This is a genomic window from Alteromonas sp. Cnat3-28 (assembly GCF_022348265.1).
In the GTDB taxonomy this organism is placed as follows: domain Bacteria; phylum Pseudomonadota; class Gammaproteobacteria; order Enterobacterales; family Alteromonadaceae; genus Alteromonas; species Alteromonas macleodii.
This window is the reverse complement of record NZ_JAKREY010000011.1, coordinates 79,621-94,061: the sequence shown is the minus strand read 5'-3', so window position 1 is coordinate 94,061 and position 14,441 is coordinate 79,621. Positions and strand designations below refer to the sequence as shown.

Sequence of the window (14,441 nt, the reverse complement as noted above, 5' to 3'; positions counted from 1 at the left end):
GCGCTAAAACTACTAAGCAAAAATGCAGTTATTTCGTCACTTAATTACAGCATTACTTGCCCAAAATAGCCCCCATTGTTAAAGTGTGCGAATAAATATCGACTTCACGTTAAAGCGTCGCCATCTCACCTTTGCAAATACGCGTTAACACAGAAACAGGAATACACTCTTCATGTTTAAAAAGCTTCGAGGCATGTTCTCTAACGATCTGTCCATCGACCTCGGAACAGCTAATACGCTGATTTATGTAAAAGACCAAGGTATTGTTCTAAACGAGCCTTCAGTAGTAGCTATTCGTCAAGAGCGCGCAGCAGGACCAAAAAGTGTTGCAGCAGTAGGTGCAGAAGCTAAGCGAATGCTTGGTCGTACGCCGGGTAATATACGTGCAATTCGTCCGATGAAAGACGGTGTTATTGCCGACTTTTACGTCACTGAAAAAATGCTTCAGCACTTTATTAAACAAGTGCATGACAATAATTTCTTGCGCCCAAGTCCTCGTGTATTAGTGTGTGTTCCTTGTGGTTCAACACAAGTAGAGCGCCGCGCAATTAAAGAATCTGCATTGGGTGCAGGTGCCCGCGAAGTTTATCTTATCGACGAGCCAATGGCGGCTGCTATAGGTGCGGGTTTACCTGTATCAGAAGCTACAGGTTCAATGGTGGTCGATATTGGTGGTGGTACAACAGAAGTTGCCATTATCTCACTTAACGGCGTAGTTTATTCATCATCTGTTCGCATTGGTGGTGACAAGTTTGATGAAGCTATCATCAACTACATTCGTCGTAACTTCGGTTCACTAATTGGTGAAGCAACCGCTGAACGCATCAAGCATGAAATAGGTGCTGCCTATCCAGGTGAAGAAGTGCGCGAAATTGAAGTGCGCGGTCGCAACCTAGCAGAAGGCGTACCTCGCGGGTTCACGCTAAACTCAAACGAAATTCTTGAAGCGCTTCAAGAGCCACTAACCGGCATTGTTTCAGCAGTTATGGTGGCGCTAGAACAGTCTCCGCCAGAGCTTGCTTCAGACATTTCTGAGCGCGGTATGGTACTTACCGGTGGTGGCGCGTTACTTAAAGACTTAGATAGATTGCTAATGGAAGAAACGGGCATTCCAGTTGTTATTGCTGATGATCCGCTTACTTGTGTAGCACGCGGCGGTGGTAAGGCATTCGATATGATTGACCTTCACGGTGGCGACCTGTTTAGCTACGAATAAACAGGAAAGGCAACCGTAAGGTTGCCTTATTTGTATCATGGATACTATTTTTACCCGCGGCCCTTCGTTAAATAACAGGCTTACACTGGCGCTTGTGCTGTCGGTGATTCTGATATTTGTCGACCATAAGCTAGACGGTTTCAAATCAACGCGGGTTTATCTCAACTCATTAATGAGCCCACTTCAGTATTTAGCAAACCTTCCCGGTTTAATGCTAAATGAAAGTGCCCAGCGTCTTACCTCTCAAGAGCAATTGCTGGCCGAAAACCAGAAACTTAATAATCAGCTGTTGTTAATGAGCGAAAAGCTCCAGCAGTTCGATGTCATTGCAAAAGAAAATGCACAATTAAGAGAGTTACTGCAGGCACCTATTCGGGTTTCTTCTCGAAAAATGGTTGCTGAGTTAATGGCGGTGGATAAAAACCCGTATAGCCAGCAGGTGGTTATCAACAAGGGTGCGATAGACGGCGTATATCTGTCTCAGCCAGTTATTGATGATAAGGGCATAGTGGGTCAGGTAATGGAAGTTGGGTCTACAAACAGCCGTGTATTGCTGATTGCCGATGTTACCCACGCTATTCCTGTGCGATCTCTTCGAAACGATATTCGCTTTATCGCAACCGGAAGCGGCGCACTAAACGAGCTGTATCTAGAGCATGTTCCTCATAGTGTCGATATTCAAGAAGGTGACACATTAATTTCGTCTGGCTTAGGAAAGGTCTTTCCAGAAGGTTACCCTGTGGCAAGAGTGTCACAAGTCGTCCGAGATGAAAGCCGCCCTTTTGCTCGTGTTATTGTCACACCTTTAGCAAACCTAGACAGGCTTCGACACCTATTGCTGTTATGGCACACGCCTGAGTCTGAGAATGAGTCTGATGCTAACTCAACTGACGACACTGATAAGCCAGCTGTAAACGAGGAAGAATCTTCAGATGCGTAAACGTAACCTCGTTATATGGATTAGTCTGTTAGTTGCTCTGGTACTGCAAATTGTTCCACTGCCCACTCAAGTAGATGTGTACCGCCCTGACTGGGTGCTGGTTGTATTAGCATATTGGAGCATGGCGTTGCCCCACAGAGTGAATGTGGGTGTAGCCTTCTTAACGGGCGTAGCCATGGATGTATTGGTAGGCACGACCTTAGGTATTCATAGCCTTGGGTTGAGTATTTGCGTATACGTATTAGCGGCTAACTACCAACGGTTGCGTAATTATTCTGTATGGCAGCAAGCCATTATTATCGGCCTACTATCGGCGCTATATCACTTACTTACATTTTGGGTGCAGCATCTACTGACTGATATTTATTTCCAAGTCGATTACCTGTGGCCAGTGATAACGTCAATGGTGTTGTGGCCGTGGGTATTTTGGCTGCTTCGACGCACGCGCAGACAGTTTTCAATTTCGTAACCCGAACACGTTCTCGATTAAACCAAAGGTAAGCCAATGACAAAATCGGTAGTGTTAGCGTCAGCCTCTCCACGACGCACCGCTTTGCTCAAGCAAATGAACATAGCCCATACAATACAGCCTGCCGATATTGACGAGTCGCCCCGTGACAACGAGCCACCGATGGAGCTTGTCGCAAGGCTAGCCAGTGAAAAAGCCCAAGCGGTAAAAGCACATCTTGAAGATAAGCAGGCAATGACCGAAGACAAGGTTATTCTTGCCAGCGACACGCTAATATCGTTTAACGGACAAAGTGTTGGCAAGCCAGAAGATAAAGCAGATTCTAAGCGCATCCTCACTATGCTTTCTGGTAAAACTCATGACGTCCTTACCGCTATTTGTGTGCTTGATAACGCTCAGCAACAGACTCAAGTAATTACCACATCTGTGACTTTTGCAGCATTGACGGATGAGCAAATTGACGCATACTGGGAAACAGGAGAACCTGCCGACAAAGCAGGGAGTTACGCTATTCAAGGTATTGGTGGTGAGTTTGTAGTTTCCATTAACGGCAGTGCAAGTGCCGTAATAGGCCTACCACTGTACGAAACCCGCCAATTACTTAATGCATTTGGAGTTGTGTCGTGAGTGCTGAACTGCTTATTAACGTTACCCCGTCAGAGTCACGGGTGGCGCTTATTGAAAACGGAATACTGCAAGAAATTCACGTAGAGCGTCATACCAAACGCGGTTTGGTTGGCAATATCTATCGCGGTAAAGTTAGCCGTGTATTACCGGGAATGCAGGCAGCATTTGTTGATATCGGTTTAGAAAAGGCCGCCTTCTTACATGCATCTGACATTGTCATTCACAATGAAATTGCCGAAGAAGTCTCGGCAAGCCATATTCAAAAGCAAGACATTCGCGAGTTGGTGCGAGACGGTCAAGATATTGTGGTTCAAGTAGTGAAAGATCCTATCGGTACCAAAGGCGCACGCCTTACCACAGACATTACTATCCCCAGCCGTTATCTTGTATTTATGCCTTCGGTGACTCACGTAGGCGTATCTCAACGCATTGAAGAAGAAGCAGAAAGAGAGCGCTTAAAGTCGCTGGTGCAAGAGTTTTGTGATGAAAACGGTGGCTTCATTCTGCGTACTGCGGCTGAAGGCGTGGGCAAAAACGAACTGCAGTCCGACGCAGCATTTTTGCGAAGGCTGTGGGATAAAATTCAGTCGCGTATGAAAAAGCGTAAATCGAACGTGCTTTACGAAGACTTACCGCTAGCACGACGAGTGCTACGCGACTTTGTTGGTACAGAGCTCGACAGAATTCGTATCGACTCGAAACTATCATTCAATGAACTTCACCAGTTCACCAAAGAGTACGTGCCTGAAATGAACGGCAAGCTCGAATACTACCCGGGTGATAGACCTATTTTTGATTTATACGATGTGGAAAATGAGGCGCAGCGAGCCTTGGAACGCCGTGTCGATTTAAAATCTGGCGGCTACTTGATCATTGATCAGACCGAAGCGATGACCACAATCGACATTAATACGGGCGCTTTTGTTGGCCACCGGAACTTAGAAGAAACGATTTTTAACACCAATATTGAGGCGACGCAGGCAATTGCCCGTCAGTTAAGATTGCGCAACTTGGGTGGGATGATCCTTATCGACTTCATCGATATGATTGAACCAGACCACAAACGACGTGTCTTACACTCATTAGAGGTGGCGACGAACAAGGACAGAGCCAAGATAAATATTCACGGTTTTACTGCGCTAGGGCTAATTGAAATGACCCGTAAGCGCACCCGTGAAAGCATTGAGCATATATTGTGCGGAGAATGCCCGGTGTGTAAAGGGCGAGGCACGGTAAAAACCATTGAAACCATTTGCTTTGAAATTATGCGTGAAATTGTACGGGTGAATCGCGCCTACGACGCAGACAAGTTTGTGGTTTACGCTTCACCAAAAGTGGCGGAAGCCTTAATGGGTGAAGAGTCTCATATGCTGGCAGAACTGGAAGTATTTGTGTCTAAACAAATCAAGGTTCAAACAGAAACATTGTACAATCAGGATAAGTACGACGTCGTCATGATGTAATGCATTAACGTATACAAAGGCAAAATGTGACAAATTTTTCGTCGGTAGCCGCTTATCTACTTAAGAAGTTTTGGCTGCTACTCGCCGTATTGCTTGTACTTTTCGCGCTTGTTTTAAGCGCTGCACGCTATGTTCTGCCGCATATTGAGCACAACAAACACCTGTTGGAAAATTATATTAATGAGCAGTATGGCGTAAACCTATCCATCCAAAGTGTGCATGCTGTTTGGCAGCGCAATGGTCCAAGTATTGTGCTCAATTCGGTGTCGTTGGCTAAAAACGATGCTTCCCCTGTTGCATTGGATATCAGGCAAATCTACGTCGAGCTAGATTTTTGGGAATCGCTACGCCACCAACTTATCTCATCTACCCGTTTTGAGCTGCGTGGTCTTAAGCTTGATATTGACGCCGATCGCCTTTCTGGAGGCGACAAGAATAACTTCCCTGTAGTAAATGCGCTAGAGCGTCTGTTTTTAGAGCAGCTTCAAAGCTTTTCGTTAGAAGACGGGGTGGTATCTGTCACTCATCTTAATGAAACCAATTCATTTGATATTGAAAGTTTATCGTGGAACAACCATGAAGAGCGACACCAAGGTTTAGGTCAGCTCAAGGTTGCAGATTTAGCGGCTAACTCGGCGTCGTTTATCATTGATATCACGGGCACGCGGGAAGACTTTGACGGCGTGTTTTACGCCAAAGCAGAAGAGCTCGATATTTCTCCGTGGGTTAGCGATCTCATCAAAACCAAGCGTCCACTAGCGCAAAGCCGCGCAAACTTTGAAGTATGGACTAACTTTTCTCAAAGTGAAGTCACTAGCGTACAAGCCGAGCTTAGTGAAAGCCTTTTAGAGTGGGGAAGTGGCCGCGCGAAAACGGTAACAGGTATCAGCGGAGGTAGTCTTCAGGCGTTGCCTAACGATGAGAGCAGACAGGGAGGCTGGAATGTCCGAGTGGATCAATTGGTGCTTAATTCGAGCAACGAGACCCTTACAACAGACCTAATTGGCAGTATAAGTGCAAATGGTGATGCGCTGATAAACACCGTAAAGCCAGTGCAAATTAACCCCTTTCTGCTGCTGTTACCGCTTTTCATGGATGATACCAGTGAAGAAGAAATACGCGGGCTTAATCCAAAAGGCGAGTTGGCCACGTTGCAGGTTCAATGGCACAACGGCCAGCCTTCTTTAGCGGCTAAAGTGCTAGATTTGCAGTGGGACAAAACAGATAAGGTACCAGGTCTTTCGTCGCTAGATGCAGACTTTTTCTGGTATAAAAATAATGGCGCTATCTACTTAGAGAGTGCGGATAGCTTACTAAGTGCCAACGGCGTAATTAAGAAAGACGTCAATATAAACCTGTTTAAATCTCAGTTTTATATTTACCCAGAGCAGATAGATAGCGAAGACAAGCAGTGGGTAGTAAAAGGCAGCGATATGCTGTTCGATAGTGATGCCGTTACTCTTCGCCCGCAGTTTAAACTGAATACGTCGACAGGGTTTATGTCGCTTTATGTGGATGTAAGCCCATTGGCGTTAAATGAGGTGAGCAGTTTATTTCCCTCTTCTTTAATGGGGACCAATACCGATAAATACCTTACTCGCGCGTTTACAGGAGAAGGTGAAATCGCAAATGCGCGCGTGCTGTGGCACGGTCGCACGAGTGACTTCCCGTTTGACGACAACACGGGCATTTTTCAGGCGTATGTCGATATTGAGCAGGGGGATTTTCTTTTTGCGCCAGACTGGCCGGCACTTAATAACTTAGACCTATCTTTGTATTTTGTGAATAATGCATTAGTGATGGAGAGTCCTAGTGCGACGCTTGCTGGTATGAAAATCAGTGATATGTCGGCTGCCATTCCAAGCTTCAGTCCAGATGCTCGCCTGATTATTTATGCCAATGGTACTGGCACTGGTAATGCGCTAACCGCGTTAATGATGGATTCGTCCCTCAAAAAATCTTTAGGCAAAGTACTTAACGAAGACGTGCAAATTGGCGGGCCTCTATCTGCCGATATAAAGCTTGATATCCCGTTTAAAGGCAAAGATGTGGTGGCATCGGGAACGGCGCACTTGTCGGATAACCCCGTTTTTGTCGCGACCACAAATATGCTATTTGATAAGGCATCGGGAGAGGTGTCATTTGTTAATGGCGATATAGACGCAAGTGGGCTTCAGGCGCAGTTTCTTAAACAGCCGGTGAACTTGTCGCTATCCGGTAGACAGGGCGACACATACGACCTAAATGTAGAGTTAGGTGGGCGATGGCATGTACACCCGCTGGCTAACTATGTGAATACAGACCTCACCGAATACATCGACGGCGAAAGTGATTGGAACACTACAGTTCAACTGTCGCTTTCAAACAGTGGGTTTAACTATACTGCCAATTTAACTGCAGATTTAACGGCGACACAAAGTGTATTGCCTGCTCCCTTCGATACGCCAGCGGGCAGCAGTTTACCGCTGCTTATTACCAGTAAAGGCGATAGCAAAGCATCAAATGTGGAGGCGTCACTTGGTGATAACATTCGTTTTGATGGCGTACTACCGCACAAAGAAATGCAGTTTTCACGTGCGCACTTGGCACTTGGCGAAAGCGATATAGCCAACATTGGTACAGGTTTTAGTATCAGTGCGAATCTAGCTCAAGCTGATGTGCAAGAATGGTTTACCACTATAAATATGTTACTTTCCGGTAAAGGGAAAGACACCAGCACCGCCGTTGCAAAAACAAATGCTCAATCGAGTATCCAATCAAACGAAAGCAAAAAAGCGAATTTGTTTGGTACTCCCTCGCGGATATTCGCCAAAGCCGACAAGCTAAATTTTGCTGGCCACAGTATTAATGATGCGCAGCTCAGTGCAACAGAACGCAATAAAGATTGGATCCTAGACTTAGCGTCGCCTCAGGCAAGAGCCACTATTCGTATTAATAGTGATTTAGACGAGCAGGGCATTGAGATAAATGCCGACTATTTATCACTGGAGAAGCCTGTTGAAACCGGGGGGGCGACAAAAACCGGTTCAGAGAGCGGCGTTGAGTTAGCTACGAATAGTGCTATGCCAAGTGAGGAAGGCGAGTCGCCCTACAATATTGACCCAAATACGCTACCGCCCATTTATTTTTATTGTCAGTCCTGTGGCGTGCACGGCATCGATTTAGGTGAAATAACCTTAGACATCGCGAAGGAAGAGAATGGTTTAGCCATTCGCCAGCTTCTAGTGAAGTCTGATGAAACTAACGTTACCGCGACGGGTTATTGGAAGCACATGGGAGGCGAGATTCAAAGCGCGTTAAACGGAACATTAACGTCTCCCGACGTTGGGCAGATGCTAAAAGAGTACGGTGTTGAATCAGGTATAAAAGATTCTAGCGCAAACGTCGCGTTTGATATCACTTGGCCAAATGCGCCAATGGATTTCGGGTTTGAACAGCTAAACGGTAAAGTTGAGTGGTCGCTCTCAGATGGGTATCTAACTGAGTTGAGTGATAAGGGGTCACGTATCTTTACCCTGTTTAGCTTGAACTCGTTAGTGCGGAAGCTCAGCCTCGACTTTCGAGACGTTTTTGCTAAGGGGTTTTTCTACGACGATATGGGCGGCACGTTAAGTATTGTTGATGGCAAAGCGTATACCGACGATACTGAAATTGACGGCGGCGCTGGTGAAATAGAGATCACGGGTTTCACCGACCTCAATACCGGTGGATTAAATTACAACGTATCGTTCGCACCGAACGTAACCGGGAACTTACCGTTTTTAGTGTATTTCTTGGCTACCCCGCCTACTGCGCTCGCTGCTCTTGCCATAGACCAGGTGCTAACCTCTGCGAAAGTTATTTCGAATGTGAACTATCGCGTTACAGGCACCATAAAAGATCCTAAGTTCGACGAAGTTGAGCGCAACAGCAAAGACATCAGCTTACCTGCGCAGAATGCGCCTGTACCAGCCAACCCGCAAGACAGGCCATTAACGGAAGATGACGTACGCAGGCTTAAAATGGAGGTGATCGATGGTTAATTTAGTTGCATTACAAATGACATCTGCGCCAAGCGTGAAAGAAAATCTCGACACCGTTGCAAACGAAATGGCATCGGCAAAGATTGAGAAAGACAGTTTAGTTGTGCTTCCAGAGTGTTTTGCTTATTTCGGCGGTAAAGATAAAGGGCAACTTGCTGTGGCAGAAACAAAGGGCGAAGGTGAGATTCAGCGACGTTTGTCAGCGCTTGCTGCACAATATCAGTGCTATCTGGTTTCGGGTACGTTTCCAGTGAAAACCAATAGCCCAGAGAAGTTTTCCGCAGCCTGCATGCTGTTTGGCCCCAATGGTGATGTGTTGGCAGACTACCGAAAAATTCACATGTTCGATGTATCAGTTAACGACAACACGGGCAGCTATCGTGAATCGGCGACAACCGAAGCGGGCAGCAAGGTGGTTACTGTTGAAACGCCAATAGGCAACATTGGTCTTGCGGTGTGCTATGATGTACGCTTCCCAGGGTTATTTACTGCAATGGGCGATATCGATATTTTGGTGTTGCCAGCGGCCTTTACCCAGCGCACCGGAGAAGCGCATTGGCATGCGTTGTTGCAAGCCAGAGCCATTGAAAAGCAGTGCTTTGTGGTAGCTGCGAATCAAAGTGGCGTGCATGCAAATGGCCGTGAAACATACGGTCACAGTCTTGTACTGTCGCCTTGGGGGGAGACCCTTGCCGAACGCAAAACCGACGTAGGGTTAGTTTTGGCAAAAGTAGATATTGCAGAAAGAGAAACCATTAAACAGAATATGCCGGTTGCCGAACATAACCGATTCAGGAGTCACTTTGTCTAAATCTGTTGAGCGTCATTTATTATCTGACTCAGGGCTAGATATCTCTAAGCTAGAGCGTGCTTTAGCGACTATTCATCGTCACGATACCGACTATGCCGATTTATATTTTCAGTCAAGCCAGCACGAAAGCTGGGTGTTGGAAGACGGCATTATTAAAGAAGGCAGCTATAACATAGAGCGCGGCGTAGGCGTGCGTGCAATTAGCGGCGAGAAAACAGGGTTCGCTTATTCAGATGAAATAAGCGAAGAAGCGTTGACCAAAGCGTGTAAAGCGGCTCGTGGCATTGCGCCAAGCGGCGGATCACAACAAGTTGCTTCGCTTGGGCAAAAACCAGTGCAAGCGCGATACAGCGAAAATAACCCTATTCTTGCGATGCAAGACGCTGAGAAAATTTCGCTTTTAAAAGCAGTAGATGCCTATATCCGCAAACAAGAGCCGTCTGCCAATCAGGTAGTGGTGAGCTTAAGCGGTGTGTATGAAGAAATTTTAGTTGCTGGCAGTGACGGTACTTTAGCCACTGATATTCGCCCGCTGGTGCGCTTGAACTGCTCGGTATTGCTAGAACAAGGCGATAGACGTGAACGTGGTTCAGCGGGGGCTGGTGGTCGCTATGCCTACTCGTTCTTTAAGCAAGACGAAAACGGAAAACCGTATTACGAAACCTTGGCAGAAGATGCCCTTCACATGGCACGCGTAAACATGCAGGCAGTGGCGTCACCGGCAGGCGCTATGCCTGTAGTATTAGGTAACGGTTGGCCTGGTGTATTACTTCACGAAGCGGTTGGGCACGGTCTTGAAGGCGACTTTAACCGTAAGGGTGCATCAACATTTAGTGGCCGTATTGGTCAGCGCGTTGCTGCAAAAGGCGTGACGGTTGTTGACGATGGCACATTAAACGACCGTCGTGGCTCGTTGTCGGTAGACGATGAAGGCACACCAACAGCGCACAACGTGCTTATTGAAGATGGTATCTTGAAAGGTTATATGCAGGATAAACATAACGCCAAGCTTATGGGCGTTGCGCCTACCGGTAACGGTCGTCGTGAATCCTATGCACACTTGCCTATGCCCCGCATGACGAATACTTATATGTTGGAAGGCCAACACGATCCGCAAGAAATTATCGCGTCTATCGACAAAGGTATTTACGCGCCGAACTTTGCTGGCGGACAAGTAGACATTACGTCAGGAAAATTTGTATTTTCTAGCGCGGAAGCTTACTTAATTGAAAACGGTAAAATTACTGCGCCAGTAAAAGGGGCTACCTTAATTGGTAACGGTCCAGAGGTTATGCAAAAAATCTCAATGATTGGAAATGACACTGCCCTAGATAAGGGCGTGGGTGTATGTGGTAAAGACGGTCAAAGCGTACCGGTGGGTGTAGGTCAGCCTACGCTTAAAATTGACGAGTTGACGGTGGGTGGTACGGCTTAATTCAGCTCAAACCTGTATACTGGAAAATTAAAAAAAGGTTGGGCCTAGGCTCCAACCTTTTTTGTGTGCGAACTGGGATAAGTCGTGGCTAACTTTCAAATCCTTTTTCATTCAACCACTCGATAGCATCTTCCTCGTTGGTAAAAATACCTAGCTCAAGGCCTGCATTGTCGTAAATTCTCTGAAATTGCGCTCTTACGATGGGCTGCACCGTGGTATCGCCGATAACTAGCGCGCCAAGCGCCATTCCGTGCTTCGCACGCCACTCTATTGAACGCTGCAGTTCTGTCTCACCTGCTTTAGTGAGAAGGGCAGAACCATGCAAAAAACCTAAAAATGCCCAGTGCTTCCCACCAAAACTGTTAATCACATCCATCATATCCCGCGCATAGCGTTCAATGGCTGAACCATCGGCAATACCTTCAGCCGACACGCCAACAATGCTACCAAGCACAGCAATTTGATACTGACCGTACTTGCTTTTCAGTGTTGCGTTAGGGTTAGAAAATATTTTCACACTATCCCCCTTTGGCTGGTGAACGAAACTGTGATGTTGAGATTACTTTAATTGCAGACCGTTAATCCTCATGAATAACGTCTTTCAAATACTGAAACAGCTCTCTGAATGCTTTAGGCGGCGCATTTTTTTCACGCTCTTTTTTAACTTGGCGATGAAATTGGCGCAGCTTTTGGCGGTCCAGTTCAGGATGCGCTTCAATCAGCTTTTGAATAGCGGGGTCGCCCTGTTCAATCACGGCTTCACGGGCTTTTTCTAGTGCATGAAAGGCCGCATTGCTCGCCTGATGCTGATGTGTAATTTTAGCCAACGCCTCTTCAATAGGGGCGGTATCTCTATGACGTAAAGCTTTGCCGATAAACTGAAGTTGACGGCGGTAACCGTCTTTTTTCTTATTCACTTTGCGGGCAATAGCTACGGCGTCAGCAAGCTCTTCATCCATTGGAATCGTCGCTATGTGAGCATCGGTCAGGTTAACCAAGGTTTCACCTAGCTTGTGAAGTTCTTTAGCTTGACGCTTCAGCTCAGTTTTACTGATTAATTCTTCCTCTTCGAACTCATCTGCTTGCGCATCTTCGAAGTAAGGATCTTCAGGAGAATTGTATTTCTGATCACTCATTTCAAACTCATTAGTGTTACACTTTAGCTAAATTGTAACTATCACAGTCGAATTAAGACAGCGAAACTTACTATGCAAATTGAGCAGCAGTTAGCCGACATTCAAAATGTCGTAGATGATGTACTGAAATTAGCCCTTTCTAAAGGCGCAACACAAGCCGAAGCCAGCATGTCTAAAGTGCAGGGCATCGCCGTATCTTCACGTATGCAAGAAGTTGAAAACGTTGAATTTACCAACGACGGCGGCTTAGGTATCAGCGTATATGTAGGCAAGCGAAAGGGGAGTGCGTCTACCGCAGATCTGAGCAAAGCGGCGCTAACACTCGCGGTAGAAAAAGCCGTAGATATTGCTCGCTATACCAGTGAAGACCCTTGTACAGGTTTGGCCGATGCCGACCTTATTGCTACCGAGTTCCCTGATTTAGACCTGTATCACCCTGAAGAATTAGATACTGAAAAGGCCATTAAAACTGCTATTGAAGCCGAAACGGCGGCAATGAATTACGACTCGCGCATTACAAATTCAGATGGCGCGTCGTATAACGCAAATCTAGGTATGCGCGTTTACGGCAACACCCATGGAATTAACGCCGGTTATCCTAGCAGCCGTTATTCACTAAGCTGTATGGTTATTGGCGCACAAGATAACGATATGCAGCGCGATTACGCTTACACAGTAAGTCGTAAAGCGTCTTTGCTGCAATCAGCAAGTGCAGTGGGTATTGATGCCGCTAAAGCTACTGTAGACCGTTTGGGGGCTCGTAAAATCAACACGGCAAACGTGCCTGTGCTTTTACACCGTGACATTGCATCTAGTTTATTTGGCCATTACGTTGGAGCTATCAGCGGCGGCAGCCTTTATCGTCGCTCTAGCTTCTTGCTAGATAGCTTGGGTAAACAAGTTTTCCCAGAATGGCTTAATATTGAAGAGCGTCCGTTTATTAAAGGCGGTCTGGCAAGCTCAAGCTTCGATAACGAAGGCGTGGCATGTTCTGACATGACCATTGTCGATGCGGGTAAATTGGCTACATACCTTTATACTACCTACTCGTCGCGTAAGCTAAACACCCGCTCGAATGGCCACGCCGGTGGTATTCATAACTGGCTAGTAGGTGATACGGGTCACAGCGACGCCGACCTGCTTAAAGAAATGGGCACAGGTTTGTTCGTAACCGAACTGATGGGGCAGGGCGTTAACGGTGTGACGGGCGATTACTCGCGCGGCGCAGCGGGGTACTGGGTTGAAAATGGCATCATCCAATACCCAGTTCACGAGGTAACTATTGCTGGCAATCTGAAAGATATGTTTAAAGGCATTGTGGCAATTGGCGCTGAAAAAGATGTGCGAGGTAGTGTACAGACCGGTTCGGTGCTTATTGACCAAATGAAGATAGCAGGCAGCTAGTTTACGCTTTCTCGAAACGCTGAAGGAGACAGCCCGGTCGACTTCTTAAAGCGTTTCGAGAACGTAAATACATTTGCGTAGCCTACATAACTGGCGATATAAGATACGGGCCACTGCGTGCTTAGTAATAAGCTTTTGGCTCGTGTCATACGCAAATGGATAACGTGCTGTTTGGGGCTGCGCCCAAACACTTGTAAGCACAGCCTGTGAAGGTGAGGGGCAGAGTAATGCGCTTTCTCACTTAAGCTTTCCATATCCCAATCAAACTGAAGCTGTTTTTCAACCGCAGAAAAGAGGCTGTGTAGTCTGCTTACTTGGCGTCGTTCTTTCTCATCGTGAGTATGTACGTCACTCAAAGGCGCATCAATAATACGGTACAGGTAGCGAGACACAACTTGCATCGCCGAATTTCGATTCTCGACGTCACGCTCTAAATACAAAAGCTCCATTGCATGATGCAGTCCTTCCAGCATGGCATTATCCACTATCACAGCACCTAGCTTATTAAATGGTGTCCAGCGTTCGGAGTCTGCCAAGTTTACCCAAATTATATCCCATTGCTCACTGACTATTGTGACTTCGAAACTTTGTCCAGCGGGTAAAATAATTAGCTGTCCTTCATCTAATTGCATCTCGCCTGACGGGACACGAAACTTTCCTTGTCCATGAATGCTGTAAAACAAGGTGTGGTTAGGAGGCGAAACGCGACCAACCGTATAGTCACCTGATAAGTTAGAGCATCCTGCTAGTTCAATCTCCAGGTCGCTGATTTCAGGCGCATTACTACTATCAATAAAGCGTTCAAAGCAGTTAGGGCCTATGTCTACAATGTCTCTAAAGCTAAGTTGCATAAATGTGAAATGATAGTTTTGGATAAATATATGAAAGATTAGAGCATAAAGGATTTAATGAAAGTTA

Annotated in this window: 12 protein-coding genes; 9 read left to right on the top strand and 3 right to left on the bottom strand. The window is 46.4% G+C overall.

The window, feature by feature from the left end; all coding sequences use genetic code 11:
* Positions 1–172 precede the first annotated feature (172 nt).
* From MHM87_RS12765 to tldD, 8 genes are read left to right on the top strand one after another with little or no spacing between them, the layout of a single operon-like run.
* Positions 173–1,216, top strand: a complete 1,044-nt coding sequence (locus MHM87_RS12765; RefSeq protein ID WP_014947909.1) for a rod shape-determining protein — start codon at positions 173–175, stop codon at positions 1,214–1,216.
* 37 nt (positions 1,217–1,253) lie between these two features.
* Entirely contained in the window at positions 1,254–2,156 is a 903-nt protein-coding gene (mreC, locus tag MHM87_RS12760; protein ID WP_014978010.1) for a rod shape-determining protein MreC, read from the top strand.
* Positions 2,149–2,625, top strand: a complete 477-nt coding sequence (mreD, locus tag MHM87_RS12755) for a rod shape-determining protein MreD (protein ID WP_014978011.1) — start codon at positions 2,149–2,151, stop codon at positions 2,623–2,625. The genes mreC and mreD overlap by 8 nt, the downstream gene beginning before the upstream one ends.
* Before the next feature lie 36 nt (positions 2,626–2,661).
* Positions 2,662–3,252, top strand: coding sequence for a Maf family protein (locus MHM87_RS12750; RefSeq protein WP_239259386.1), 591 nt, complete (start codon positions 2,662–2,664; stop codon positions 3,250–3,252).
* Positions 3,249–4,715: a ribonuclease G gene (gene rng, locus MHM87_RS12745; RefSeq protein WP_014947913.1), complete on the top strand. Its 1,467-nt coding sequence runs from the start codon at positions 3,249–3,251 to the stop codon at positions 4,713–4,715. Before MHM87_RS12750 ends, rng begins: the two co-directional genes overlap by 4 nt.
* A 26-nt stretch (positions 4,716–4,741) precedes the next feature.
* Complete coding sequence (locus MHM87_RS12740) at positions 4,742–8,737, top strand: YhdP family protein (RefSeq protein ID WP_239259384.1); 3,996 nt, start codon at positions 4,742–4,744, stop codon at positions 8,735–8,737.
* The gene (locus MHM87_RS12735) at positions 8,730–9,548 is read left to right on the top strand and encodes a carbon-nitrogen hydrolase family protein (RefSeq protein ID WP_239259382.1); all 819 of its coding nucleotides are present in this window, start codon (positions 8,730–8,732) and stop codon (positions 9,546–9,548) included. Before MHM87_RS12740 ends, MHM87_RS12735 begins: the two co-directional genes overlap by 8 nt.
* Positions 9,541–10,983 (top strand): metalloprotease TldD, encoded by a 1,443-nt coding sequence (gene tldD / locus MHM87_RS12730; protein WP_039217280.1) that lies wholly within the window; start codon positions 9,541–9,543, stop codon positions 10,981–10,983. The genes MHM87_RS12735 and tldD overlap by 8 nt, the downstream gene beginning before the upstream one ends.
* 88 nt (positions 10,984–11,071) lie before the next feature.
* On the opposite strand, the gene MHM87_RS12725 is transcribed toward tldD, so the two are convergent.
* Complete coding sequence (locus MHM87_RS12725) at positions 11,072–11,500, bottom strand: hypothetical protein (RefSeq protein ID WP_039225852.1); 429 nt, start codon at positions 11,498–11,500, stop codon at positions 11,072–11,074.
* A gap of 61 nt (positions 11,501–11,561) precedes the next feature.
* Positions 11,562–12,119: a ribosome biogenesis factor YjgA gene (yjgA, locus tag MHM87_RS12720; RefSeq protein WP_014975398.1), complete on the bottom strand. Its 558-nt coding sequence runs from the start codon at positions 12,117–12,119 to the stop codon at positions 11,562–11,564.
* A gap of 72 nt (positions 12,120–12,191) precedes the next feature.
* Between yjgA and pmbA the strand changes: the two genes are divergently transcribed.
* Positions 12,192–13,523, top strand: coding sequence for a metalloprotease PmbA (gene pmbA / locus MHM87_RS12715; RefSeq protein WP_039236933.1), 1,332 nt, complete (start codon positions 12,192–12,194; stop codon positions 13,521–13,523).
* On the opposite strand, the gene MHM87_RS12710 is transcribed toward pmbA, so the two are convergent.
* Positions 13,520–14,374 carry an AraC family transcriptional regulator gene (locus MHM87_RS12710; RefSeq protein WP_239259380.1) on the bottom strand — a complete coding sequence of 285 codons (855 nt, stop codon included), beginning with the start codon at positions 14,372–14,374 and terminating at the stop codon, positions 13,520–13,522. The genes pmbA and MHM87_RS12710 overlap by 4 nt on opposite strands.
* Positions 14,375–14,441: the final 67 nt, after the last annotated feature.